The sequence below is a fragment of the Micromonospora zingiberis genome (genome assembly GCF_004331455.1).
Taxonomy (GTDB): domain Bacteria; phylum Actinomycetota; class Actinomycetes; order Mycobacteriales; family Micromonosporaceae; genus Micromonospora; species Micromonospora zingiberis.
The window spans coordinates 290,337-315,137 of record NZ_SJJR01000005.1 but is presented as its reverse complement, the minus strand read 5'-3'; the positions used below and the strand labels follow the sequence as shown (position 1 = coordinate 315,137).

Annotated in this window: 22 protein-coding genes; 9 read left to right on the top strand and 13 right to left on the bottom strand. The window is 71.4% G+C overall.

All coding sequences use genetic code 11. The annotated features are described in order from the left end of the window. Positions 1-23: 23 nt before the first annotated feature. The gene (gene sufB, locus E0H26_RS10820) at positions 24-1,454 is read right to left on the bottom strand and encodes a Fe-S cluster assembly protein SufB (protein ID WP_131303442.1); all 1,431 of its coding nucleotides are present in this window, start codon (positions 1,452-1,454) and stop codon (positions 24-26) included. Next, the gene (locus E0H26_RS10815; protein WP_420812817.1) at positions 1,451-2,236 is read right to left on the bottom strand and encodes a helix-turn-helix transcriptional regulator; all 786 of its coding nucleotides are present in this window, start codon (positions 2,234-2,236) and stop codon (positions 1,451-1,453) included. Before E0H26_RS10815 ends, sufB begins: the two co-directional genes overlap by 4 nt. A gap of 98 nt (positions 2,237-2,334) precedes the next feature. Between E0H26_RS10815 and E0H26_RS10810 the strand changes: the two genes are divergently transcribed. Further along, complete coding sequence (locus E0H26_RS10810) at positions 2,335-3,306, top strand: COX15/CtaA family protein (RefSeq protein ID WP_206025006.1); 972 nt, start codon at positions 2,335-2,337, stop codon at positions 3,304-3,306. Positions 3,307-3,356: 50 nt separating this feature from the next. Here E0H26_RS10810 and E0H26_RS10805 read toward each other — a convergent pair whose 3' ends face one another. The 3 genes from E0H26_RS10805 to E0H26_RS10795 all read right to left on the bottom strand — a co-directional run bounded on the left by E0H26_RS10805 (position 3,357) and on the right by E0H26_RS10795 (position 5,866). Further along, complete coding sequence (locus E0H26_RS10805) at positions 3,357-4,274, bottom strand: ATP-grasp domain-containing protein (RefSeq protein WP_131303440.1); 918 nt, start codon at positions 4,272-4,274, stop codon at positions 3,357-3,359. Between the two features lie 6 nt (positions 4,275-4,280). Continuing rightward, the gene (locus E0H26_RS10800; protein ID WP_131303439.1) at positions 4,281-4,616 is read right to left on the bottom strand and encodes a hypothetical protein; all 336 of its coding nucleotides are present in this window, start codon (positions 4,614-4,616) and stop codon (positions 4,281-4,283) included. A gap of 293 nt (positions 4,617-4,909) precedes the next feature. Next, positions 4,910-5,866 (bottom strand): heme o synthase, encoded by a 957-nt coding sequence (locus E0H26_RS10795; protein WP_131303438.1) that lies wholly within the window; start codon positions 5,864-5,866, stop codon positions 4,910-4,912. 282 nt (positions 5,867-6,148) lie between these two features. Here E0H26_RS10795 and tkt point away from each other — a divergent pair, with 282 nt between their 5' ends. From tkt to pgl, 6 genes are read left to right on the top strand one after another with little or no spacing between them, the layout of a single operon-like run. Beyond that, positions 6,149-8,287 (top strand): transketolase, encoded by a 2,139-nt coding sequence (gene tkt, locus E0H26_RS10790; RefSeq protein WP_131303437.1) that lies wholly within the window; start codon positions 6,149-6,151, stop codon positions 8,285-8,287. Between the two features lie 17 nt (positions 8,288-8,304). Continuing rightward, a complete protein-coding gene (gene tal / locus E0H26_RS10785) occupies positions 8,305-9,465 on the top strand; it encodes a transaldolase (RefSeq protein WP_131303436.1) in 1,161 nt (386 codons plus the stop codon). A gap of 48 nt (positions 9,466-9,513) precedes the next feature. Next, on the top strand, positions 9,514-11,139 hold the full coding sequence (locus E0H26_RS10780; protein WP_131303435.1) for a glucose-6-phosphate isomerase: 1,626 nt from the start codon (positions 9,514-9,516) through the stop codon (positions 11,137-11,139). A 37-nt stretch (positions 11,140-11,176) separates the two neighbouring features. Continuing rightward, positions 11,177-12,691: a glucose-6-phosphate dehydrogenase gene (gene zwf / locus E0H26_RS10775; RefSeq protein ID WP_131303434.1), complete on the top strand. Its 1,515-nt coding sequence runs from the start codon at positions 11,177-11,179 to the stop codon at positions 12,689-12,691. 31 nt (positions 12,692-12,722) lie between these two features. Beyond that, positions 12,723-13,739 carry a glucose-6-phosphate dehydrogenase assembly protein OpcA gene (locus E0H26_RS10770; RefSeq protein WP_131303433.1) on the top strand — a complete coding sequence of 339 codons (1,017 nt, stop codon included), beginning with the start codon at positions 12,723-12,725 and terminating at the stop codon, positions 13,737-13,739. Positions 13,740-13,792: 53 nt separating this feature from the next. Next, positions 13,793-14,557: a 6-phosphogluconolactonase gene (gene pgl, locus E0H26_RS10765; RefSeq protein WP_131303432.1), complete on the top strand. Its 765-nt coding sequence runs from the start codon at positions 13,793-13,795 to the stop codon at positions 14,555-14,557. 117 nt (positions 14,558-14,674) lie between these two features. Here the strand turns inward: pgl and E0H26_RS10760 are convergent, their stop codons facing one another. The 8 genes from E0H26_RS10760 to rapZ form a co-directional block, all read right to left on the bottom strand. Beyond that, a complete protein-coding gene (locus E0H26_RS10760; RefSeq protein WP_131303431.1) occupies positions 14,675-15,019 on the bottom strand; it encodes an RNA polymerase-binding protein RbpA in 345 nt (114 codons plus the stop codon). Between the two features lie 137 nt (positions 15,020-15,156). Further along, a complete protein-coding gene (gene secG, locus E0H26_RS10755) occupies positions 15,157-15,411 on the bottom strand; it encodes a preprotein translocase subunit SecG (RefSeq protein ID WP_013734950.1) in 255 nt (84 codons plus the stop codon). Positions 15,412-15,506: 95 nt separating this feature from the next. Beyond that, the gene (gene tpiA / locus E0H26_RS10750) at positions 15,507-16,298 is read right to left on the bottom strand and encodes a triose-phosphate isomerase (RefSeq protein WP_131303430.1); all 792 of its coding nucleotides are present in this window, start codon (positions 16,296-16,298) and stop codon (positions 15,507-15,509) included. Further along, on the bottom strand, positions 16,298-17,521 hold the full coding sequence (locus tag E0H26_RS10745) for a phosphoglycerate kinase (protein WP_131303429.1): 1,224 nt from the start codon (positions 17,519-17,521) through the stop codon (positions 16,298-16,300). Before E0H26_RS10745 ends, tpiA begins: the two co-directional genes overlap by 1 nt. A 52-nt stretch (positions 17,522-17,573) precedes the next feature. Next, positions 17,574-18,578 carry a type I glyceraldehyde-3-phosphate dehydrogenase gene (gene gap, locus E0H26_RS10740; RefSeq protein WP_131303428.1) on the bottom strand — a complete coding sequence of 335 codons (1,005 nt, stop codon included), beginning with the start codon at positions 18,576-18,578 and terminating at the stop codon, positions 17,574-17,576. A gap of 329 nt (positions 18,579-18,907) precedes the next feature. Continuing rightward, positions 18,908-19,888: a DNA-binding protein WhiA gene (gene whiA / locus E0H26_RS10735; protein ID WP_131303427.1), complete on the bottom strand. Its 981-nt coding sequence runs from the start codon at positions 19,886-19,888 to the stop codon at positions 18,908-18,910. A 54-nt stretch (positions 19,889-19,942) separates the two neighbouring features. Next, on the bottom strand, positions 19,943-20,914 hold the full coding sequence (locus E0H26_RS10730; protein ID WP_131303426.1) for a gluconeogenesis factor YvcK family protein: 972 nt from the start codon (positions 20,912-20,914) through the stop codon (positions 19,943-19,945). After that, complete coding sequence (gene rapZ, locus E0H26_RS10725) at positions 20,911-21,786, bottom strand: RNase adapter RapZ (RefSeq protein WP_131303425.1); 876 nt, start codon at positions 21,784-21,786, stop codon at positions 20,911-20,913. The genes E0H26_RS10730 and rapZ overlap by 4 nt, the downstream gene beginning before the upstream one ends. A 210-nt stretch (positions 21,787-21,996) precedes the next feature. On the opposite strand from rapZ, the gene E0H26_RS10720 reads away from it, so the two are divergent. Then, positions 21,997-22,647, top strand: a complete 651-nt coding sequence (locus tag E0H26_RS10720) for a hypothetical protein (RefSeq protein ID WP_131303424.1) — start codon at positions 21,997-21,999, stop codon at positions 22,645-22,647. Between the two features lie 155 nt (positions 22,648-22,802). Next, on the top strand, positions 22,803-24,692 hold the full coding sequence (gene recQ, locus E0H26_RS10715; protein WP_240742101.1) for a DNA helicase RecQ: 1,890 nt from the start codon (positions 22,803-22,805) through the stop codon (positions 24,690-24,692). Positions 24,693-24,801 lie beyond the last annotated feature (109 nt).

The following is a 24,801-nucleotide window of genomic DNA, read 5'->3' as shown; positions in this document are numbered from 1 at the left end:
GCCGACCCGCCGGGCGGGGCGGGTCAGCCGACCGCGCCCTCCATCTGCAGCTCGATCAGGCGGTTGAGCTCCAGGGCGTACTCCATCGGCAGTTCCTTGGCGATCGGCTCGATGAAGCCACGCACGATCATCGCCATCGCCTCGTCCTCGCTCAGGCCCCGGCTCATCAGGTAGAAGAGCTGGTCCTCGCTGACCTTGGAGACGGTCGCCTCGTGCCCCATCGACACGTCGTCCTCGCGGATGTCGACGTACGGGTAGGTGTCCGAGCGGGAGATGGTGTCGACCAGCAGGGCGTCGCACTTGACCGTGCTGGCGCTGCTGTGCGAACCCTCCAGCACCTGCACCAGGCCCCGGTACGAGGTCCGGCCGCCGCCCCGGGCGATCGACTTCGACACGATGGTGCTGCTGGTGTGCGGCGCCGCGTGCACCATCTTGGCGCCGGCGTCCTGGTGCTGACCCTCGCCGGCCATGGCCACCGAGAGCACCTCGCCCTTGGCGTGCTCACCGGTCATGTAGACCGCCGGGTACTTCATGGTCACCTTGGAGCCGATGTTGCCGTCGATCCACTCCATGGTCGCGCCCTCGTGGCAGACGGCCCGCTTGGTGACCAGGTTGTAGACGTTGTTCGACCAGTTCTGGATGGTCGTGTAGCGGCACCGGGCGTTCTTCTTGACGATGATCTCCACCACGGCGCTGTGCAGCGAGTCCGAGGAGTAGATGGGCGCGGTGCAGCCCTCGACGTAGTGCACGTACGCGCCCTCGTCGACGATGATCAGCGTCCGCTCGAACTGGCCCATGTTCTCGGTGTTGATCCGGAAGTACGCCTGCAGCGGGATCTCCACGTGCACACCCTTCGGCACGTAGATGAACGACCCACCGGACCACACGGAGGTGTTCAGGGCGGCGAACTTGTTGTCGCCGACCGGGATCACCGTGCCGAAGTACTCCTTGAAGACGTCCTCGTGCTCCTTGAGGGCGGTGTCGGTGTCCAGGAAGAGAACACCCTGCTCCTCCAGGTCCTCACGGATCTTGTGGTAGACCACCTCGGACTCGTACTGCGCCGCGACACCGGCGACCAGCCGCTGCTTCTCCGCCTCCGGGATGCCCAGCTTGTCGTAGGTGTTCTTGATGTCCTCGGGCAGGTCCTCCCAGCTGGTGGCCTGCTTCTCGGTGGAGCGCACGAAGTACTTGATGTTGTCGAAGTCGATCCCGGTGAGGTCGGCGCCCCAGGCCGGCATCGGCTTGCGCTCGAACAGCCGCAGGCCCTTCAGGCGCAGGTCGAGCATCCAGGCCGGCTCGTTCTTCTTGGCCGAGATGTCCCGCACCACCGCCTCGTTGAGGCCGCGCTGGGCGATCGCCCCGGCGACGTCCGGGTCGGCCCAGCCGTACTCGTAGTTGCCCAGGGCGGCGAGCTGCTCCTCCTGGGTCAGGGGCTGGACGATCTGCTCGGTCATCTATCTGTCCTCACAGTGGTGACGGTCGTACCGGACTGGGCAGGCGGCGGACCGGGAATGTGCGTGGTGCACACCCCGTCGCCGTGCGCGATGGTGGCCAGGCGCTGTACGTGCGTGCCGACCAGGCGGGAAATCACCGTGGTCTCGGCCTCGCACAGCTGGGGGAACTCGGCGGCCACGTGCGCCACCGGGCAGTGGTGCTGACAGAGCTGGCCGCCGGAAGCGATCGTGGACGCACTGGCAGCGTAGCCCTCGGCGGTCAGCGCGGCGGCGAGTGCCTCCGCCCGCGCCATCGGATCGTCCCCGGCGTCGGCCAGGGCCGCCTGGCAGCGCGCCTCCAGGGCGGCCACCTGCTCGGCGGCGAACTTCTCCACCGCCTGCGAGCCACCGGTGCGGGCGATCCAGCGCAGCGCGGCGGTGGCCATGTTGTCGTAGTGGTGAGTGCCACACCGGCTGCGGGCGGCGTCGGTCAGCAGGAACACCTTGGCCGGACGGCCCCGGCCCCGGTGACCGCGTACCGTCTGCTCGCGGGCGACCACGTCGCCGTCGGCGAGCATCGCGTCGAGGTGCCGGCGGATCGCCGCCGGGCTGAGCCCCAGCGCGTCGCCCAGCTGGGCGGCGGTGGCGGCCCGGCGCTCCAGCAGCAGCTGGGTGACCCGGTCCCGGGTCGACAGGTCGGCGGCGGGTGCGCCGTCCGCTGTCGCGGGGGCAGGCGGCACCGACCGGCCGACAGCCAGGGCGGCCGTCGGCGGATGCCCGGAGAACCCCGCCGCCTTTTTCACAACGCCCACGTTACGTAATTCGCTCAGGCCCTGCAAACGTGGGGTCCGGTGATCCGAACCACCAGCGGGGCGGAGTCACCCGATCGGTGACAACTACGATGCGTAGGATTCGCTTCGTGAAGCGACCCGCCCGGTTCCCGGTCTCCACCACGCTGCTCCGCCGCCTCGCGCTCGCCAACATCGTGGCGAACGCCGCGATCGTCGTCACCGGCGGGGCGGTCCGGCTGACCGCCTCCGGCCTCGGCTGCCCCACCTGGCCCAGGTGCACCGACGAGTCGTACACCACCACCGCCGAGATGGGCATCCACGGGGTGATCGAGTTCGGTAACCGGCTGCTCACCTTCGTGCTGGTGCTGATCGCGGGCGCCACCCTGCTGGCCGCGCTGGCCCACCGCCGCCGCCGGCCGGGGGCCGTCGGGCTCGCGCTCGCCGTCGTCCTGGGCATCGTGGCGCAGGCCGTGATCGGCGGGATCACGGTACGCACCCAACTGCACCCCTCGATCGTGGGCATCCACTTCGTGGTCTCGATGCTGCTGCTGCTCGTCGCGTACGCCCTGTGGCGCCGGGTGCGCGAGCCCGCCGGGCCGAAGGTCACGCTGGTGCCCCCGGCGCTGCGCGCCCTGACCTGGACCACGGTGGTGGCCAGTGCGGCGGTGATCGTCGTCGGGGTCGCGGTGACCGGCAGCGGTCCGCACGCCGGCGACGCCGACGCGATCCGCAACGGCCTCGACCCGCAGACGATCTCCCAGGTGCACGCCGACCTGGTCTTCCTGCTGGTCGGCCTGACCGTGGGCCTGTGGCTGGCGCTGCGCGCCCTCGGCGCACCGGCCGCCGCCGTACGGGCCGCCCGCACCCTGCTGCTGGTCGAGCTGGCCCAGGGCGTGATCGGCTTCGTGCAGTACTTCACGAACCTGCCGGTGCTGCTGGTGGGGGCGCACATGCTCGGTTCCTGCCTGGTCTGGCTGGCCACCCTGTCGGTGCTCTGGTCGATCCGTGAACGCCGCCCGGTCGACCCCCCGGCCGCCCGGCCCGTCACGCCGGCCGAGGAGGCCGAACCGGCCCACGTCTGACCCACCCCTCCGCCCTGCGGCAGCCCTCGGGCCTGGCTCTTGCCCGCGCTTCAGGGCCGCCGAAGGTGGGTGCGGATGGCCTCGGCAAGCCGCTCCGGAGCCCCGTGCGCGTAGCCGAGGAACAGGGAGGGCTCGGTCAGCTCCAGTTCCACCAGCACGGGCGTACCGTCCGGGCCGGGAATCAGGTCCACCCGGGCGTAGAGCAGCCGCTGTGGCCCGCCGGGCACCGTGGCCAGGGTTCGTTCCGCCACCGCGAGCTGGTCGGCGGCGGCGGTACGCGGGCTGATCTCCTCGACCTTGTACAGGCCGTCGGTCCCGAGGTCAGGACCGGCGAGCATCGGCCCCTTACGGATGGCGTGGCTGAAGGCGAGCCCCTGCGGGCCGGCGAGGTAGAGCAGCGCGGTTTCGCCATCGGTGTCCACCGCCGTCAGGTACGGCTGGATCATGGTGACCCGACCGGCGGCACCGAGCCGGCGTACGTGGGCCACGGCGAGTTCCCGGTGCTCCGAATCGGCCAGGTCGTAGCGGCCGGTGTCCTGGCTACCGGCGCTGATCGACGGCTTGATCACGTACTCGCCGTGGTCGGCGGGCGGCTGCCACGGCTGTCCGGGCAGCACCCAACCGGTGGGTACGGTCGGCACCCCGGCGGCGGAGAGTTCGTCCAGGTAGCGCTTGTCGGTGTTCCAGCGCACCACGTCGGCCGGGTTGACCAGTCGGGGCACCCGGGCGGCCCAGGCGACGAACTCGTCCCGACGGGACATGTAGTCCCAGGGCGAGCGGAGCACGACCAGGTCGTACCGGGCCCAGTCGACGGCCGGGTCGTCCCAGACGGCTGGCTCGGCGGCGACCCCGTGGGCGGCGAGCGGGTCGATCACGAGACGGTCGTCCGCTTCGAGGTCGAGCAGTTCGGTGCAGGTGACGAGAGCGACCCGGGGTTTCCCCCGGGCCGGCTGGTGGTGGTCGGTCAATTTATCTCAACGGGCCATCGTGCGACGGGCCATCGAACGCCAGAGGTCGTTGCTCGGGCGCATCTGGTCCATCAGTTCCCGCTCCCACTCGTTCTCCACGGCGACTCCTGCCTTCGCGCAGGCCTCCCGGGCGACGACCGTGTCCTCCGCGAACTGGTCGCCCCACGCACCGTCCGAACCCACCAGGACGATCCGGGCGCCGCGCTTGCCGACGTACTCGATGACCGCCTTCGCCCCGCCGTGTCCGGCGGCGAACGACTTGATACCCGCGACCAGCCCGCTGGGGGCCGGCCCGGAGGCGGTCTGATCAGCCGTCAGCGTCGTATCGGAACCATCTGCCATAACGCGAAGCCTAAGCAAACATGCGCTGGTGCGGAGGAGAACCGGGAGCCTTTTGTGATACCGATAACGTCAAGGTTTAAGGAAGCCGTAAGACATTTCGTCCGCATTTACCCGGGCAAAAATGGTCAGAACGACCGGCCATAACCCCACCAAGCCCTCAGGGTTGAGCAGAAGCGGCTCATCCCCCGGTGAAGCCCGATGTGGTGATAATTCAGACAATCACCCATCGGTACTCACCGCTCCGTTAAGAAGGTGCCCTTCCTATACCGCAGGCGTTAAGAAGGTGCCCTTCCTTACAGCAAAGCGTCGAGGGCGGCGGCGGCGAAGACGACGGTCAGGTACGTCGTGGACCAGTGGAACAGCCGCATCGGCTTGACCGGCTCGCCCCGGCTGGCCCGGCCGGCGAGCTTGTGCGCCTCGACCAGGAAGATCGCACCCACCACCAGCGCCGGTACGCCGTACACCGGGCTCAGGCCGAGCGCCCAGACGGCCAGCGAGGCCAGCACCGTCAACCAGGCGAAGAAGACGATCTCGAAGTTGACCCGCCGGACCGTGGCCACCACCGGCAGCATCGGGATGCCGGCGCGGGCGTAGTCGTCCTTGTACTTCATCGCCAGGGGGTAGAAGTGCGGCATCTGCCAGAAGAAGACCACCGCGAACAGCCCCCAGGCCACCGGCGACAGCGTGCCGGTCACCGCCGCCCAGCCGATCAGCACCGGCGCGGCGCCGCACGCCCCGCCCCAGAAGGTGTTCGCCGTCGTGGTGCGCTTGAGCCACAGCGTGTAGACCACGTCGTAGTAGACGATCGCGGCCAGCGTGAGCCCGGCGGCGAGCAGGTTGGTGAACGCGGCCATCAGCGCGATCGAGACCGCCGCCAGCACCAGACCGAAGATCAGGGCGTTACGCGGCGTCACGGTGTGCGCCGGCAGGGGGCGCCGCTTCGTCCGCCGCATCAGCTGGTCGATGTCGCGGTCGATGTAGCAGTTGAGCACGCTGGCCGCACCGGCGGCGAGCGAGCCGCCGACGAGCACCACCGCGACCAGCCACAGCGACGGCAGCCCGCCGTGCGCGAGCATCATCGCCGGCACCGTGGTGACCAGCAGCAGCTCGACGATGCGCGGCTTGGTCAGGGTCACGTACGCGGCCACCACCGCCCGCACGTCCCGGGAGCGGGCCGGCGACTCCTCCGCCGAGCGCACCGGCGGCTGCCCGGCAGGGTTACTGACGGGCCGCTCGGTGATCATGCTCACGGATTGCCACCTTCCGGCGTCGGCAGGGGAGGTCAGGGCGGTCGGATCCGGCGCGGATCCACACACAACCGCCCCACACACTACGCGCTGTCGTTTTGGCTGCCCGGGCGACCCGGCAACGGTGCGGGCCGTCACACCGGAGGCTGATCGGCACCGCTGAACCGGGGAGCCGACCCGAACCGTACAGACCAGCATGCTGAGATCCTCGGGCGCATGTTTAGGGACGCTCGATAGGGTCACCAGTGAGGGTTCCGCCCATCTCGCCGAGGAGCACAAACCACCGTGGCTGCCAACCGACCCGCGCACCCCGCACTTGACTGGTCCGACCTCGATCGCCGTGCCGTGGACACCGTTCGCGTGCTGGCCATGGACGCCGTGGAGAAATCCGGCAATGGCCACCCGGGCACCGCGATGAGCCTCGCCCCCGCGGCGTACCTGTTGTTCAACCGGGTCATGCGGCACAACCCGGCCGACCCGAACTGGCCCGGCCGCGACCGCTTCGTGCTGTCCGCCGGTCACTCCAGCCTGACGCTCTACATCCAGCTCTTCCTCTCCGGCTACCCGCTGAGCCTCAGCGACCTCAAGTCGCTGCGGCAGTGGGGTTCGCTGACCCCGGGCCACCCGGAGCACGGGCACACCCCGGGTGTGGAGACCACCACCGGTCCGCTCGGGCAGGGCCTGGGCAACGCCGTCGGGATGGCCATGGCGGCCCGCCGTGAGCGTGGTCTGTTCGACCCCGAGACCGAGCCCGGTGAGTCGGTCTTCGACCACCACATCTGGTGCATCGCCTCGGACGGCGACATCGAGGAGGGCATCAGTCACGAGGCCAGCGCCCTGGCCGGGCACCAGCAGCTGGGCAACCTCTGCGTGATCTACGACGACAACGAGATCTCGATCGAGGACGACACCCGGATCGCGCTGAGCGAGGACGTGGCGGCCCGCTACGCGGCGTACGGCTGGCACGTGCAGACGGTCGACTGGCGACGCGGCGACGCCGACCAGGGCGACTACCACGAGGACGTGCAGGCGCTCCACGAGGCGCTGCTGGCCGCGAAGGCGGAGACCGGCCGCCCGTCGTTCATCGCGCTGCGCACCATCATCGGCTGGCCGGCACCGAACAAGCAGAACACCGGCAAGATCCACGGCTCGGCGCTGGGTGCCGACGAGGTGGCCGCCACCAAGCAGATCCTCGGTTTCGACTCGGCCGAGTCCTTCCAGGTCACCGAGGAGGTGCTCGCCCACACCCGGGCGGCGCTGACCCGGGGCGCCGCCGAGCAGGAGGAGTGGACGGCCGCCTTCGACGGCTGGGCCGAGGCCAACCCGCAGCGCCGCGCCCTGTACGACCGGCTGGCCGGGCGGGTGCTGCCCGACGGCTGGACCGACGCGCTGCCGGAGTTCCCGGCCGACGCCAAGGGCGTGGCCACCCGGGCCGCCTCCGGCAAGGTGCTGGCCGCGCTCGCCCCGGTGCTGCCCGAGCTGTGGGGCGGCTCGGCCGACCTGGCCGAGAGCAACAACACCACGATGAAGGGCGAGCCCTCCTTCGTGCCCAGCCAGTACGCCACCAAGGAGTTCCCCGGCCACGAGTACGGCCGCACGCTGCACTTCGGCATCCGTGAGCACGCCATGGGCGCGATCCTCAACGGCATCGCGCTGCACGGCGGCACCCGCCCGTACGGCGGCACCTTCCTGGTGTTCAGCGACTACATGCGTCCCTCGGTGCGGCTGGCCGCGCTGATGAAGCTGCCGGTGGTCTACGTCTGGACGCACGACTCGATCGGCCTCGGCGAGGACGGCCCCACCCACCAGCCGGTGGAGCACCTGAGCGCGCTGCGCGCCATCCCCGGCCTGGACGTGGTCCGCCCGGCCGACGCCAACGAGACGGCGTGGGCGTGGCGGCAGGCCCTGGAGCACACCGACCGGCCGACCGCACTGGCGTTGAGCCGCCAGCCGCTGCCGACCCTGGACCGCTCGCAGCTGGCCGGCGCGGACGGGGTCGCCAAGGGTGGCTACGTGCTGGCCGAGGCGTCCAACGGCAAGCCGCAGGTGATCATCATCGGCACCGGGTCCGAGGTGCAGCTCTGCCTGACCGCCCGGGAGCGGCTGGAGGCCGACGGCACCCCCACCCGGGTGGTGTCCATGCCCTGCCAGGAGTGGTTCTTCGCGCAGGACGAGGCGTACCGGGAGTCGGTGCTGCCACGCGGGGTAAAGGCCCGGGTGAGCGTGGAGGCGGGCATCGCGATGTCCTGGCGCGGGATCGTCGGCGACTGCGGCGAGAGCGTCAGCCTGGAGCACTACGGCGCGAGCGCCCCGCACTCGGTGCTGTTCGAGCAGTTCGGCTTCACCCCCGACCGGATCGTCGCCGCCGCGCACGCGGCGCTGACCCGGGTCGGTGACATCACCGGTTTCACAACCGGCAACTGAGGGGAGCGTTGACGCACATGACGACCGACAGGCTGGGTGAGCTTTCCGCCGCGAAGGTGGCGATCTGGCTCGACGACCTTTCTCGGGTACGGCTGTCCTCCGGTGGGCTGGACCAGCTGCGCCGGGAGAAGCACGTGGTCGGGGTGACCACCAACCCGACGATCTTCGCCAAGGCGCTGAGCGACGCCGACACCTACGACTGGCAGCTGCGGGACCTGGCCGTGCGGGGCGTCGACGTGGAGGAGGCGGTCCGCATGCTCACCACGTACGACGTGCGGTGGGCCTGCGACGTGATGCGCCCGGGGTACGACGCCAGTGGTGGCGTCGACGGCCGGGTCTCGATCGAGGTGGACCCGCGGCTGGCCCACGAGTCGCAGCGCACCGTGGCCGAGGCCAAGGCGCTGTGGTGGCTGGTCGACCGGCCGAACCTGTTCATCAAGATCCCGGCGACCGAGGCCGGCCTGCCGGCGATCACCGCCACGCTGGCCGAGGGGATCAGCGTGAACGTCACGCTGATCTTCGGGCTGGACCGCTACTCCCAGGTGATGGAGGCGTTCCTCGCCGGCCTGGAGCAGGCCAAGGCCAACGGCCACGACCTGTCGAAGATCGGCTCGGTGGCCTCGTTCTTCGTCTCCCGGGTCGACACCGAGGTCGACAAGCGGCTGGAGAAGATCGGCTCGGATCAGGCCAAGGCGTTGCGCGGCAAGGCGGCCGTGGCCAACGCCCGGTTGGCGTACGAGCGCTACAGCGAGGTCTTCGCCAGCGACCGCTGGCGGGCCCTGGCCGACGCCGGTGCGCACCCGCAGCGCCCGCTCTGGGCGTCCACCTCGACGAAGAACCCGGACTACCGGGACGTGATCTACGTCGAGGAGCTGATCGCACCGGGCACGGTCAACACCATGCCGGAGGCGGTCATCCACGCCTACGCCGAGCACGGCGAGACCCGCCCGGACACCGTCACCGACGCGTACGACGACGCCCGGCAGGTCTTCGAGCACCTCGCCTCGGCGGGCGTCGACATGGCCGACGTGATCGACACGCTGGAACGGGAGGGCGTGGAGAAGTTCGAGGCCAGCTGGCACGAACTGCTCGACGGCGTACGCAAGTCGCTGGCCGCCGCCGCCCAGGGCACCGGTCATCCGGGCGGCGCCGCCGCGCAGGCCGGAGGAGCTGCGTGACACTGCGCTCCGGCGTCTCCCACGCCGCCGCCCGCACCGGGTGGCGGCGTGGGTGATCTGCTGGCCGCACCGGCCGAGGCCGCTGGTGGTCTCGCGGTGTACGGCGCGCAGGCCGTGGACGCCAGCGCGCCGGCCTCCACCCGGCAGGCGCTGGTCGAGGCCGGCGTGCCGGGTCGGCTGGTCGCCCGGGATCGCACCCGTGGCGGCGCCGGGCTCGGTTGGCGGGACGCCCACCGGCGCAGCCGCGAGCTGCTCCCCCAGCTCGCCGAGCTGACCGCGGAGCTGGCCGACCTGGATCACGTGGTGCTCGCCGGCATGGGCGGCTCGTCGCTCGCGCCGCAGGCCATCGCCCGGACCACCGGCCGGCCGCTGACCGTGCTCGACACCACCGATCCCGGTCAGGTACGCGCCACGCTGGCCGACCGGCTGGACCGCACCGTCGTCGTACTGGCCGGCAAGTCCGGTACGACGGTGGAGACCGACTGCCACCGGCGTGCCTACTGGCAGGCGTTCCTGGACTCGGGCATGACCGAAGCCGAGGCGGGGCGGCACTTCGTCGTGGTCACCGACCCGGGCTCGCCGCTGGAGGCGGTCGCCACCGAGCTGGGTGCCATCGTGGTGCCCGGTGATCCCGAGGTGGCCGGCCGGTACCCGGCGCTGACCGCGTACGGTCTGGTCCCCTGCGCGCTGGCCGGGGTCGCGGTGGTCGACCTGCTCGACCAGGCCGAGGAGTTCGCGGCCTCGCTGGAGAGCACCGACGCCAACCCCGGCCTGGCGCTCGGCGCGGCGTTGGCCGCCGCCGCGACGACGGGACGGGACAAGGTCGCCCTGGTCGGCGACGGCACCGGCGTCGAAGGGCTGGGCGACTGGGTGGAGCAGTTGCTCGCCGAGTCCACCGGCAAGGACGGGCTCGGTCTGCTGCCGGTGGTGGTCGAGTCACCGGACAGCCCTGGCCTGACCGGCCCCGACCTGCTCACCGTCAGCTACGGGGGCGCGCTCGCCGCGGGTGACCTGCCCGCGCCCGGCGTCGCCCCCGACCTCGCGGTCAACGGCCCGCTCGGCGCCCAGTTCCTGGCCTGGGAGTACGCCACCGTGCTCGCCGCCGGTGTGCTGGGAGTCGACCCGTTCGACCAGCCGCACCTGACCGAGGTCGAGGAGCACGTCGAAGCGATCCTGGCCGAGGGTCCGCCGACGGCGCCGCCGTCGTCGACCGAGGGCGCGATCGAGGTGTACGCCCCACCGGGCGCCCCGGCCGACCTGTTCGGCGCGCTGCGGCACCTGCTGGCCGGGCTGGGCGAGGACGGCTACCTGGCGGTGACGGCGTACCTGGATCGGCACGCCGAGGCCGAGGCCGACCGGCTGCGTCCACTGCTGGCGCAGGTCACCCGGCGCCCGGTCACCTTCGGTTGGGGGCCGCGCCACCGGTACGCCACGGGCCAGTACCACAGAGGTGGCCCACGGGTGGGTAGTTTTCTTCAGGTAACCGGTACGGTCGATGTTGATCTGCCGGTGCCCGGAAAGCCGTACTCCTTCGGGGAGCTACAGGCGGCGCAGGCCGCCGGCGACCGGCGGGCCCTGGCCGGTCGCGAACGCCCACTACTGCGACTGCACCTGACCGAGCGGTCGGCGGGCCTGGCCCAGCTGCTCGACGCGGTCGGGTCGCTGCGGGCATGACGATGGACGACGTGGACGAGCGGAGCGAGGAGGCGGCGTGAACCCGCTGCGCGACCCGCAGGACCGGCGGCTACCGCGGATCCCGGAGCCATGTGCTCTGGTGATCTTCGGAGTGACCGGTGACCTGGCCCAGAAGAAGCTGCTGCCGGCGGTGTACGACCTGGCCAACCGGGGGCTGCTGCCGCCCGGTTTCGTGGTCGTCGGGTTCGCCCGGCGGGACTGGGGCGACGGCGACTTCGCGTCGCTGGCCCGGGAGGCGGCCAAGGCCCACTCGCGCACACCGTGGCGCGAGGAGGTCTGGTCGCGGCTGGAGCACAACATCAAGTTCGTCGGCGGTTCGTTCGACGACGACACCGCCTTCGACAACCTGGCCAACTGCCTGGAGGGCCTGCGCGACAGCCACGGCATCCACGGCAACGCGGCGTTCTACTTCTCCATCCCACCGGCGGCGTTTCCGGTGGTGCTCAAGCAGTTGGCCCGCACCGGGATGGCCGACAACGGGAAGTGCGGCGGCTGGCGCCGGGTGGTGGTGGAGAAGCCGTTCGGGCACGACCTGCCCTCGGCCAAGGCACTCAACGACCTGGTGGACGACGTGTTCACCCGGCGGGACGTGTTCCGCATCGACCACTACCTGGGCAAGGAGACGGTGCAGAACATCCTCGCCCTGCGCTTCGCCAACAGCCTCTTCGAACCATTGTGGAACTCGCAGTACGTCGACTCGGTGCAGATCACCATGGCCGAGGACGTCGGGATCGGCTCCCGGGCCGGCTTCTACGACTCCGTCGGCACCGCCCGCGACGTGTTGCAGAACCACCTGCTGCAACTGCTCGCCCTGGTCGCCATGGAGGAGCCGACCAGCTTCGACGCCGACGAGATCCGGGCCGAGAAGCTGAAGGTACTCAAGGCCATCACCCTGCCCCGGGACGTCGCCGAGGGCACCGTACGCGGGCAGTACCTGCCCGGCTGGGTCGGTGGGCAGCGGGCCAAGGGTTACCTGGAGGAGGACGGCGTACCGCCGACGTCGACCACCGAGACGTACGTGGCGGTCCGGCTCGGCATCCAGAACCGCCGGTGGGCCGAGGTGCCGTTCTACATCCGGGCCGGCAAGCGCCTGCCCCGCCGGGTGACCGAGGTCGCGGTGATGTTCAAGCAGGCCCCGCACCTGCCGTTCAACCCGGCGGACATGGAGATGCTCGGCAACAACCAGCTCGTCATCCGGGTCCAGCCGGACGAGGGTGTGGTGCTCAAGTTCGGCTCCAAGGTGCCGGGCACCACGATGGAGGTCCGCGACATCGCGATGGACTTCCAGTACGGCGAGGCGTTCACCGAATCCAGCCCCGAGGCGTACGAGCGGTTGGTGCTGGACGTGCTGATCGGCGACCGGACGCTCTTCCCGGACGCCGCCGAGGTCGAACAGAGCTGGGCCGTGGTGGACCCGCTGGAACACGCCTGGGAGGGCACGAAGCCCGAGCCCTACCGGGCCGGCGAGTGGGGTCCCCGCGCCGCCGACGAGATGCTGGCCCGCGAAGGCCGGGCGTGGCGGCGGGCGTGACCGGGCACCACGAGCAAACCAGGAGGCTCCGTTGATCGGACTGTGGGACACCACCGGCAACGAGGTGGTCAAGGCGCTCGCCGCCGAGCGGCGCAGTGCCGGCGGGGTGGCCAGCGGCATGGCCCTGACCCTGATCGTGGTGGTCGACGAGAAGCGGGTACGCGAGGCGGAGGCGGCGGCCACCATCGCCGCCGCCGCGCACCCGTGCCGGCTGCTGGTGGTCGTCCGCTCCGACGTCGAGCGCGACCGCAGCCGGCTCGACGCGGAGATCGTCGTCGGCGGGCGGCTGGGCCCCTGCGAGGCGGTGGTCATGCGGATGTACGGCCGGCTCGCGCTGCACGCCGAGTCGGTGGTCATGCCGCTGCTGGTGCCGGACGTACCGGTGGTGACCTGGTGGCACGGCGAGCCACCGACGGAGATCGCCACCGACTTCCTCGGGGTGGTCGCCGACCGGCGGATCACCGACGCGGCCCAGGCCGCCGACCCGATCGACGCGCTCCGGCAACGCGCCCGGGACTACGCGCCGGGCGACACCGACCTCGCCTGGACCCGGATCACCCCGTGGCGGACCCTGGTGGCCGGCGCGTTCGACACCACCGACGCGCAGCTCACCGAGGCGGCGGTGGTCGCGCCGCCGACCGACCCGACCGCCGCGTTGATGCGCGGTTGGCTGCGCAGCCGGTTGGGCATCAAGCCGCGCTGGGAGCGGACCAAGGAGTTCCCGCGCATGCGGGAGGTGCAGCTGGGCTGCGCCAACGGCGACGAGCTGACGCTGACCAGGGACGACAGCATGGCGGTCTTCCGGCGCACCGGCCAGGAGGACCGAATGCTGCCGCTGGTGCGCCGGCCACTCGGTGACGAGTTGGCCGAGGAGTTGCGCCGGCTCGGCCCCGACCAGGTGTACGCGGAGGCACTGGGTGCCTTCGCCGGCCTGACCAACCTGGATCGCCGCCCCGGGCAGCGGGTGCACGTCTGGAAGGACCCGGCCACCGCCGAGCGGGCCGAGGCCGGGGTCACCGCCCACGCCACCACCAACACCGGATCCTGACCCTCGCCAAGCTGGCACGACACCGACCGCCCGGGCGGTCGCGGAAGGACACCATGAGTGAGGCGAGTGTCGCCGTACACGCCGATGCCGATCTACTGGCGCAGTCGGTCGCGGCGCGGTTGGTGGTGAAGCTGCTCGACGCGCAGGCCGAGCGCGGTCAGGCGAGCGTGGTGCTCACCGGTGGCCGGATCGCCGCCGCCGTGTACCGGGCCGTCGCCGCCCTACCCGCCAAGGACGCGGTGGACTGGTCGCGGGTGGATTTCTGGTGGGGCGACGAACGGTTCCTGCCCGCCGGTGACCCGGAGCGCAACGAGACCCAGGCGCGGGCGGCGTTGCTCGACGCGTTGCCGGTGGACCCGGCCCGGATCCACCCGATGCCGGCCTCCGACGCCGGTGCCGACCCGGAGGAGGCCGCCGCCCGGTACGCGGCCGAACTGGCCCGCGCCGCCCGCCCCGGCACCGCCGCACTCCCCCACTTCGACGTGCTGATGCTCGGCGTCGGCGAGGACGGGCACGTCGCCTCGGTCTTCCCCGAACATCCGGTGCACTACGAGAGCCGGCCGGTCAGCGCGGTACGGGGCAGCCCGAAACCGCCGCCGGTGCGGATCACCCTCACCCTGCCGACGATCAACACCGCCGAGGAGGTGTGGCTGGTGGCCGGCGGCGCCGACAAGGCCAACGCGGTCGGCATGGCGCTGGCCGGCGCCGGCCCGGTGCAGATCCCGGCGGCCGGCGTGCAGGGCACCGGCCGTACCCTCTGGCTGCTCGACCGCGCCGCCGCAGCCTCCGTCCCCGCCCGCTTCCGCAGCCTCCGGTGAAAGGAAGGGCCCCTTATTAACGCCTCGCGTAGTAAAGGGGCCCCCTTTTAACAGCGACCTGGCGGGTTAACAGCGGCCTGGCGGGTTAACGAGCGACCTGGCGGGGCGCAGCCGGACTCAGCGGTCGCCGCGACGGCTACGCAGCGAGGCGAGGGCCTCGGCCAGGATCGCCTCCCCCTCGGCCTCGGTACGCCGCTCCTTCACGTACGCCAAGTGGGTCTTGTACGGCTCGGCGCGGGCCCGGCCCGGCGGGTCCTGCGCGTCCGGACCGGCCGGCAGGCCACAACGGGTGCAGTCCCACACGGTCGGGTCCGTCGCCTCGGCGGCGATGCGGATGTCGGTACGGTGCCCGTTGCGGCACCAGTAGCTGACCGACCGGCACGGAACCGGCCGGTGACGTTCGGGGTGGCGTGGCGGCGCGGACCCGACTCGGGCGCCCCGGATGACGTGGCCGTTCGGCACGGCGCTAGCTCCTGTCGTCGGAGGGGACCGCCGTCGGGAGGTGGACGGCGGGCGACGCGGTGCAGCGGGTGAAACGGACTGCGCGCGGCCCGTCGAGTGACGGACCGCGCGCAGATTGTACGACTAGCGACGCCTGTTCAGACGCCCACCTGCAACCGAAGCCAGAGACCGAGCCCGACGATGCAGGCGAACCAGACGATGCCCACCAGGACGGTGTAACGGTCGAGGTTCTTCTCAGCCACTGACGAACCGGCCAGGCTGGAGCTGACGCCACCGCCGAACATGCTGGACAACCCACCACCCTTGCCCCGGTGCAGCAGAATCAGCAGGACGAGCATGAAGCTCGTGATGACCAGCAACACGATCAACGTGTAGGCGAACCAGATCGGCATGGCGGGGGTCAGTCCTCTCGTTACGATCCTCGCCCGGGCAGTTCGGGCACGGCGGCACCGACCGGCGGACGGGCGGAGTCAAGGATAGCGAGCGATCAGCCGGTGATGTGCTCCGGGAACCGGCAGATCTTCGCGAACTCCTCGGCGTCCAGGCTGGCGCCGCCGATCAGGGCCCCGTCCACGTCCGGCTGGGCCATGATCGCCGCGATGTTCGACGACTTCACCGAGCCGCCGTAGAGGACCCGCACCTGGTCGGCGGTGGCCTGGTCGAAGGTCTCGGCGAGCCGGGACCGCACCGCGCCGCACACCTCCTGGGCGTCCTCCGGCGTGGCCGTCTTGCCGGTGCCGATCGCCCAGACCGGCTCGTAGGCCACCACGACCTTGGTCACCTGCTCGGCGGGCAGCCCCTTGAGCGCCGCGTCGAGCTGGTCGGAGCAGTGCGCCACGTGCCCGCCCTGCTCCCGCACGTCCAGCCCCTCACCGACGCAGAGGATCGGGGTGAGCCCGTTGGCCAGCGCGGCCTGCACCTTGGCCCGCACCTGGGCGTCGTCCTCGTGGTGGTAGGCCCGCCGCTCGGAGTGCCCGACCACCACGTACGTGCAGCCCAGCTTGGCCAGCATCGCCCCGGAGATCTCACCGGTGTACGCGCCGGACGCGTGCGGTGAGAGGTCCTGGGCCCCGTAGCCGATCAGCAGCTTGTCGCCCTCCACGACGGTCTGCACCGTACGCAGGTCGGTGAACGGCGGCAGGACCACCGTCTCCACCTCGGTGAGCTGCTTCTCGGTGAGGCTGGCCGCCAGCTTCTGCACCAGCAGGTTGGCCTCGAGGTGGTTGAGGTTCATCTTCCAGTTGCCGGCCATCAGGGGCCGGCGGGGAGCGCTCGCCATCAGTTCTCCAGAGCCGCGATGCCGGGGAGGGTCTTGCCCTCCAGGTACTCCAGGGAGGCGCCGCCGCCGGTGGAGATATGTCCGAAGGACTTCTCGTCCAGGCCCAGGGCCCGCACCGCCGCGGCCGAGTCACCGCCGCCGACGACACTGAACGCGTCGGACTCGGCGATCGCCTCGGCGACGCCCCGGGTGCCGTTGGCGAACGCCGGCATCTCGAACACGCCCATCGGGCCGTTCCAGAAGATCGTCCGCGCGTTGGCCGTACCGTCGGCCACCGAACCGCGCAGCGCGGCGGCGAACCCGGCCACCGTCTCCGGCCCGATGTCCAGGCCGACCCGGTGGCTGGGGATGCCGTTCGCCGGGACCACGTCGTGCGCGGCGTCCGGGGCGAAGGCGTCCGCGGCCACCACGTCGACCGGGAGCAGGATCTTGCCCTCGGACCGCTCCAGCAGGTTGCGGCAGGTCTCGATCATCTCCTCCTCAAGCAGCGAGGTGCCGATCTCGTGGCCCTGCGCCTTGAGGAAGGTGAAACACATGCCGCCGCCGATGAGCAGCCGGTCGACGGTGGGCAGCAGCGCCTCGATCACCGCGAGCTTGTCGGAGACCTTGGACCCACCGAGCACCACCACGTACGGCCGCTCGGGGTCACCGGTGAGGGTGGAGAGCACCTCCACCTCGCGCAGCACCAGGCGACCGGCGACGTGCGGCAGCCGCGCCGGTACGTCGTAGACGCTGGCGTGCTTGCGGTGCACGGCGCCGAAGGCGTCGTCGACGTACGCGTCACCGAACGCGGCGAGCTGGTCGGCGAAGGCCCCCCGCTCGGCGTCGTCCTTGCTGGTCTCTCCCTTGTTGAAGCGGAGGTTCTCCAGCAACGCGACCTCGCCGTCGGCGAGCGCCGCGACAGTGGACTCGGCCGACTCGCCGACCGTGTCGGTGGCGAAGTGCACCGGGGCGCCGAGCAGCTCGCCGAGCCGCCCGGCCACCGGGCTGAGGCTGAACTGCGGATCCGGCGTGCCCTTGGGCCGGCCCAGGTGCGAGCAGACGACCACCTTGGCGCCGGCCTCGGTCAGCGCGCCCAGGGTCGGTAGGACCGCGCGGATCCGACCGTCGTCCGTGATCGCACCGGTCTGCTTGTCGAGCGGGACGTTCAGGTCGGCGCGCACCAGCACGCGCCGACCCGACACCCCCTCGGCGAGCAGGTCGTCGAGGGTACGGATGCTCACGGAGCTAGCCTCCCGTTCGTGACTGCGGGGCTCGCAAGCTCACTGCTCGCACTCACAGCGACTGACCAACCAGCTTGACCAGGTCGACGAGGCGGTTGGAGTAGCCCCACTCGTTGTCGTACCAGCCGACCACCTTGACCTGGTTGCCGATGACCTTGGTCAGCGGCGCGTCGAAGATGCACGACGCCGGGTCGGTGACGATGTCGGCGGAGACGATCGGGTCCTCGTTGTAGGTGAGGATGCCCCGCAGCGGGCCCTCGGCAGCGGCCTTGAGCGCGGCGTTGACCTCGTCCACCGTGGTCTCCCGACCGACGGTGACGGTGAGGTCGGTGGCGGAGCCGGTGGGGATCGGCACCCGCAGCGCGTACCCGTCGAGCTTGCCCTTGAGCTCCGGCAGCACCAGGCCGATGGCCTTCGCCGCACCGGTCGAGGTCGGCACGATGTTCAGCGCGGCGGCCCGGGCCCGACGCAGGTCGGAGTGCGGCGCGTCCTGCAGGTTCTGGTCCTGGGTGTACGCGTGGATCGTGGTCATCAGACCACGCTCGATGCCGAACGTGTCCTGCAGCACCTTCGCCATCGGGGCCAGGCAGTTGGTGGTGCAGGAGGCGTTCGAGATGATGTTGTGCTTGGCCGGGTCGTACGAGCCCTCGTTGACGCCCATCACGACGGTGACGTCCTCGTTCTTGGCCGGCGCCGAGATGATGACCTTCTTGGCCCCGCCGTCGAGGTGCGCCTTCGCCTTGGTGGCGTCGGTGAAGAAGCCGGTGGACTCGATGACCACGTCGACGTTCAGGTCGCCCCACGGCAGCGCCGCCGGGTCCCGCTCGGCGTACGCCTTGATGGTCTTGCCACCGACGGTGATCTCGTCGGCGGTCGCCTTCACCTCGTGCGGCAGGCGGCCCAGGATGCTGTCGTACTTGACAAGGTGGGCGAGCGTGGCGTTGTCGGTGAGGTCGTTGACCGCAACGACCTCGACGTCAGCGCCGGACGCCAGCACTGCCCGGAAGAAGTTACGGCCGATCCGGCCGAAGCCGTTGATGCCAACCCGGATGGTCACAGGTCCCATCTCCTCGCGTTTTGGTCCGCCGGCGTGGAGACCCTCGGCCGGCGAAGCGGTGTGCGCCGACCGTTGGAGCCGGCCGTTGACGATTCATCTCGGCCACCCCGCCGCGGTCCGAGGGACCTGACCGCCCGAGGCGGTGGGTACGGCGGGTGCGCCGGTTCCGGCCCCCTTGCCGTACGCAGCGACCATATCCGAGCGCGCCGACCCGTGCTGCGTCGGGTGGTTGCCCTCCCATGCCACACGGATCCCGCACCATGCCGACCACGCGTGCCGACGGGTAGCGCCCACCGGCCCGCCCGCGTCGCCGACGACCCACCGTCCTATCAGACCACGAGCATGTCGGGCGTGACGGCCGCTTCGGTATCCGGGATGCCGAGGTCCCGCGCCCGCTTGTCGGCCAGCGCCAGCAACCGGCGGATCCGACCGGCGATGGCGTCCTTGGTCAGCGGCGGGTCGGCCAGCGCGCCCAACTCCTCCAAGGACGCCTGCCGGTGCTCCAACCGCAGCCGACCCGCGGAGGTCAGATGCGACGGCGCGTCGTCGGCGAGGATCTCCAGCGCCCGGGTGACCCGGGCCGCCGCGGCCACCGCCGCCCGCGCCGAGCGGCGCAGGTTCGCGTCGTCGAAGTTGGCCAACCGGTTGGCCGTGGCGCGTACCTCCCGGCGGACCCGACGCTCCTCCCAGGCCAGCACGCTGGCGTGGGCGCCGATGCGGGTGAGCAGCGCGGCGATCGCGTCACCGTCCTTGACCACCACCCGGTCCACGCCGCGCACCTCGCGGTTCTTCGCGGTGATGCCGATCCGGCGGGCCGCGCCGACCAGGGCCAGGGCGGATTCCGGCCCCGGACAGGTGATCTCCAGGGCGCTGGAGCGTCCCGGCTCGGTCAGCGAGCCGTGGGCCATGAACGCGCCCCGCCAGGCGGAGACCGCGCAGCAGACGTTGGCGGCGACCACGTGCGGCGGCAGGCCCCGCACCGGCCGGCCCCGCACGTCCAGCAGGCCGGTCTGCCGGGCCAGGGCCTCGCCGTCCTTGACCACCCGGACGATGAAGTGGCTGCCCTTGCGCAGCCCGCCGGAGGCCAGTACGTGGATCTCACTCGGGTAGCCGTAGACCTCGGCGATCTCCCGGCGCAGCCGACGGGCCACCGCGCCGGTGTCCAGTTCCGCCTCCACCACCACCCGCCCGGAGACGATGTGCAGCCCACCGGCGAACCGCAGCAGCGCGGCCATCTCCGCTCGCCGGCAGCAGGGCTTGGGCACGTCGACCCGACTCAGCTCGTCCTTGACCGCAGCCGTCATCGCCATTGTGCGTCCCCTCACGGACCGGTTCCGGCGTGTCGCCGGAGATTACGTACGTGTCTAACGATCGGCGCCCAGGACAGGCACCAGGGCGGCGGCCAGGGCTGCCGGATCATGACGGGGAGTGCCCTCGTCGACCGCGACGGGGGCGAGGACCAGCCGTGCTCCCAGGGATTCTGCCGCACGGTCCACGGGGGCGGGATCACCGACCGCCTTGGAATCGGCGAGCACGTAGTCGACCGTCAACTCCGGCAGGTACCAGCGCAGCGCCGCCAGATGGTCGGCGACGGACAGACCAAGGGTTTCCTTCTCGGCGGCCAGGTTGAGGGTGACCAGCCGCCGGGCGGAACTGGCCAGGATCGCCGCGGCCAGCTGCGGTACCAGCAGGTGCGGTAGGACGCTGGTGTACCAGCTACCCGGCCCAAAGATCAACCAGTCGGCCGCGCCGATCGCCGCGACCGCTTCCGGGCAGGCCGCCGGCGCCTGCGGGGTGAGGCGCAGCGACTCCACCCGGCCCGTACTGACCGCGACCTGGTGTTGGCCGCGTACGGTGCACACCTCGTCGGGCCGGTTCGGATCCGCCCCGCGTACCTGTGCCTCGATGTCGACCGGCTGGCAGGACATCGGCAGTACCCGGCCGATCGAGCCGAGCATCGCCCCGGCGTGTTCCAACGCGGCCACCGGGTCGCCGAGCAACTCCATCAGCCCGCAGAGCACCAGGTTGCCGACCGCGTGACCGGCCAGCGCGTCGCGTCGCCCGCCGTCGGCCACCGCGGCGAAGCGGTGCTGGAAGAGTCCCGCGCTGCGCCGGGTGGCCGGATGGTCACCGGCCAGCGCGACCAGTGCCTGCCGCAGGTCGCCGGGGGGCAGACCACCCCGCTCGGCACGCAGCCGCCCACTGGAGCCGCCGTCGTCACCGACCGTCACCACCGCGGTGATGTCCAGGTCCAGCTCGGGTGCACAGCGGCGCAGCGCCCGCAGCGAGGCGGACAGGCCGTGCCCACCCCCGAAGGTCACCACCCGGATCGTCATTCCCGCCCCAGGTCCCGGTGCTGGGCGTTGGCCGCCAGGCCGGCACGACGCAGCCGGGCGGCCAACTCCTCGGCGATGGCCACACTGCGGTGCTTACCGCCGGTGCAGCCCACCGCCACGGTCAGGTACCGCTTGCCCTCCCGCTCGAAACCGGCGGTGGTGGCGCCCACGAGGTCGGCGTACGACGAGACGAAGGCGTCCGCCCCCTCCTGCCCCAGCACGTACGCGCTGACCGCCTCCTCCCGGCCGGTGTGCTCGCGCAGCTCCGGCACCCAGTACGGATTGGGCAGGAACCGGGCGTCGAGCACGAAGTCGGCGTCCGGCGGCAGGCCGTACTTGAACCCGAAGGAGATCACGGTCACCCGCAGCTTGCGGGCGTCCTCCCCGCCGAACAGCTCCTCGATGCGTCGGCGCAGCTGGTTCACGTTCAGGTGGCTGGTGTCGATGATCACGTCGGCCTGCTCGCGGGCCTCCTCCAGCAGGCCCCGCTCCACGGCGATACCGTCGGCGAGCCGTCCCTCACCCTGCAACGGGTGCGAGCGCCGCACGCTCTCGAACCGGCGGATCAACACCTCGTCATCGGCGTCGACGAAGACCACCCGTGGCGCGTAGCCGCGCTCCTTCAGCTCCCGGATCGCCTCGGCCAGGTCGGTGGAGAAGGCCCGGGAGCGTACGTCCAGCACCATCGCGGTACGCCGGGCCGCCCCACCGGCCTTCACCGCCAGCTCGGCCATCTCCAGCAGCAGCGCCTGCGGCAGGTTGTCCACGACGTAGAAGCCGACGTTCTCCAGGGCCCGGGCCACGGTGCTGCGCCCGCCGCCGGAAAGGCCGGTGACCACGACCAGCGTGGTGTCGGTCTCTCCGGCCACCATCTGCGGCCCGTCCCCGGAAACGCCCGCGCGGTGGCCCGTCGTGTGCGCCTCGCCCACCGGTAAACCCCCAAGCCATGGCGCCGTGGTCGATGTCGACCCGGCATGGTCAGACAGCGACTCTAGCTCGCCGTACCGCACCCGGGCGGGATCCGCCCCTCGCCTGTCGGCTGACTGACCGCGGCCGGCGGCCGGCACGGCTATCCTCCGGCCATGGGCAGGCACGCTGCACGGCTGCGCTGGGTGGTGGCGCTCGTGGCGGCCACGGTCGCCGTACTGGCCACGGTGGACCGGCTCCGCGACCAGGAACGCGAGCGGGAGCAGGGTGGCGGGACCGTCCAGGTGACCGCCGAGGCCCTCCTGCCGGCAGCGAGCGAGGTGGCCGACCTGACCGCCGCGCACGGCTGGCGCGAAGGTGCGAACATCACCGGCGACCCACAGAACCAGTCGGTGCTGCTGCGGCTGAGCTGGTCCGGTCCGCGCCAGGAGGGCACGTACCAGCTGATCCTGCTGGACACCCGGACCACCCCGGCGCGGGTGATCCGCCCGCACAGCGGCTGGGACGCCGCCGGCAGCACCGGATTCAACTGGGCCGACGAGTACGAGACGCTGGCCCAGCGGTACGACTGGCTCGCCGGCACCGCCGCCCGCCCCTGGTCGAGCGACTCACTCACCACCCCCGACAACCTCGGCGCCATCGGCACCCGCGCGACCACCGCGGGCAGCCTGGTCGCCCTGTTCCGGATGGGCCTCGGCGCCGAGCCGCTGACCGACCCGGCGCACCTGGTGGTGGCGTTCTGCCACGTCGACGCCGACGGCAAGGTCCGCTGGGCCAAACGAGTACCGGTCACCCCCGGCGCCTGACCCTCGCCCTCCCCTGAACGCAGTTCTTGGTACGGATGTGCCCCGTGAGAGACACATCCGTACCAAGATCCACCGTCCTGTCCCGCGTCGATCGGGGACGGGCGGCAGGGAATGGCGGCCCGTGCGGCGAGTGGTGTGGCTCGTAGAATCCTCGGATGGTCTCCCCCGCCGATGTGAGCGTCACCGACCTGGCCACCTCCGACGTGTCTGCCGGGGAGAACGCGACAGCGGCGCTCGACGTGCTGCGGAAGGTCTTCGGGTACGACTCCTTCCGTGGATTCCAGCAGGAGGTCATCGATCAGGTGGTGGCCGGCGGCGACGCGCTGGTGCTGATGCCGACCGGCGGCGGCAAGTCGCTGTGTTACCAGATCCCGGCGCTGGTCCGCGACGGCGTCGCCGTGGTGATCTCGCCGCTGATCGCGTTGATGCAGGACCAGGTGGACGCGCTGACCGCCGTCGGCGTACGGGCCGGCTTCCTCAACTCCACCCTCGATCTGGACACCCGTCGCCTGGTCGAGGCGGAGTTCGTGGCCGGCGAGATCGACCTGCTCTACCTCGCGCCGGAGGCGCTGGCCAGCCGGGCCACGCTGAGCCTGCTCGACCGGGGACGGATCAGCCTGTTCGCCATCGACGAGGCACACTGCGTGTCGCAGTGGGGCCACGACTTCCGGCCGGACTACCTGAACCTGTCCATGCTGCACGAGCGCTGGCCGGGCGTACCCCGGATCGCGCTGACCGCCACCGCGACCAGCGCCACCCGCACGGAGATCGCCACCCGACTCAACCTGACCGGGGCGCGGCACTTCGTGGCCAGCTTCGACCGGCCCAACATCCAGTACCGGATCGTGCCCAAGCGGGAGGCGCGCAAGCAACTGCTCGCCCTGCTGCGCGACGAGCACCCGGGCGAGGCGGGCATCGTCTACTGCCTGTCCCGCGCCTCGGTGGAGAAGACCGCCGAGTTCCTGGTCGCCAACGGCATCGACGCGCTGCCCTACCACGCCGGCCTGGACGCGGCGACCCGCGCGGCCAACCAGCAGCGGTTCCTGCGCGCCGACGGGGTGGTGATGGTGGCGACCATCGCGTTCGGGATGGGCATCGACAAGCCCGACGTACGCTTCGTCGCCCACCTCGACCTGCCCAAGTCGGTGGAGGGCTACTACCAGGAGACCGGCCGCGCGGGCCGGGACGGACTGCCCTCCACGGCCTGGCTGGCGTACGGGCTTCAGGACGTCGTCCAGCAGCGCCGGATGATCGACACGTCCGAGGGTGACCTGGCGCACCGACGTAACCTCGCCGCCCACCTCGACGCGATGCTGGCGCTGTGCGAGACGGTCCGCTGCCGCCGGGTGCAACTGCTCGACTACTTCGGGCAGCGCCTCGACGGCACCTGCGGCAACTGTGACACCTGCCTGGAGCCGCCCGAGTCGTGGGACGGCACCGTGGCCGCGCAGAAGCTGCTCTCCACCGTCTACCGGCTCGATCGGGAACGCAACCAGCGGTTCGGCGCCGGGCACTGCATCGACATCCTGCTGGGCCGCAGCACCGACAAGATCACCCAGCACCGGCACGACTCGCTCACCGTGTTCGGGATCGGCGGCGAACTCGGCGAGGCGGAGTGGCGGGGCGTGGTGCGGCAACTGCTCGCCGAAGGGTTGCTGGCCGTCGAGGGCGACTACGGCACCCTGGCGCTGACCGACGCCAGCGCCGAGGTGCTCGGCCGGCGGCGTACCGTGATGCTGCGCCGCGAGGCACCCCGCCCGGCCCGTGCGGCGCGCTCCGCCAAGCCCCGGGGCGCGGCCACCGTGGTCGCGGAACTGCCGGCCGAGGCGGTCGGCACGTTCGAGCGGCTGCGCACCTGGCGGGCGGCGACCGCGAAGGAGCAGGGCGTCCCCGCCTACGTCATCTTCCACGACGCCACGCTGCGGCAGATCGCGGCGGACACCCCGTCCTCACTGGCCGAGCTGTCGAACATCAGCGGCGTCGGCGAGAACAAGCTGGCGAAGTACGGCGAACAGATCCTCGCCGTGCTCACCACCTCGGACTGAGAACAGAGGCATCCTCGTCAAAGACGCGGCCCTACCTCCGGGGTTACAGGTGAGGCCCTGTCGAGCTGAACCGCCCACGCTGTCAAAGATGCCGCCCGCCCTCCCGGGT

Coding starts and splice junctions, on each gene's coding strand:
- E0H26_RS10730 (WP_131303426.1), bottom strand. CDS start 20,914: ATGACGATCCGGGTGGTGACCTTCGGGGGTGGGCACGGCCTGTCCGCC.
- E0H26_RS10720 (WP_131303424.1), top strand. CDS start 21,997: ATGGGCAGGCACGCTGCACGGCTGCGCTGGGTGGTGGCGCTCGTGGCG.
- secG (WP_013734950.1), bottom strand. CDS start 15,411: ATGCCGATCTGGTTCGCCTACACGTTGATCGTGTTGCTGGTCATCACG.
- E0H26_RS10810 (WP_206025006.1), top strand. CDS start 2,335: ATGCGTAGGATTCGCTTCGTGAAGCGACCCGCCCGGTTCCCGGTCTCC.
- E0H26_RS10800 (WP_131303439.1), bottom strand. CDS start 4,616: ATGGCAGATGGTTCCGATACGACGCTGACGGCTGATCAGACCGCCTCC.
- whiA (WP_131303427.1), bottom strand. CDS start 19,888: ATGGCGATGACGGCTGCGGTCAAGGACGAGCTGAGTCGGGTCGACGTG.
- rapZ (WP_131303425.1), bottom strand. CDS start 21,786: ATGGTGGCCGGAGAGACCGACACCACGCTGGTCGTGGTCACCGGCCTT.
- pgl (WP_131303432.1), top strand. CDS start 13,793: ATGAGTGAGGCGAGTGTCGCCGTACACGCCGATGCCGATCTACTGGCG.
- tal (WP_131303436.1), top strand. CDS start 8,305: ATGACGACCGACAGGCTGGGTGAGCTTTCCGCCGCGAAGGTGGCGATC.
- sufB (WP_131303442.1), bottom strand. CDS start 1,454: ATGACCGAGCAGATCGTCCAGCCCCTGACCCAGGAGGAGCAGCTCGCC.
- recQ (WP_240742101.1), top strand. CDS start 22,803: ATGGTCTCCCCCGCCGATGTGAGCGTCACCGACCTGGCCACCTCCGAC.
- tpiA (WP_131303430.1), bottom strand. CDS start 16,298: ATGGCGAGCGCTCCCCGCCGGCCCCTGATGGCCGGCAACTGGAAGATG.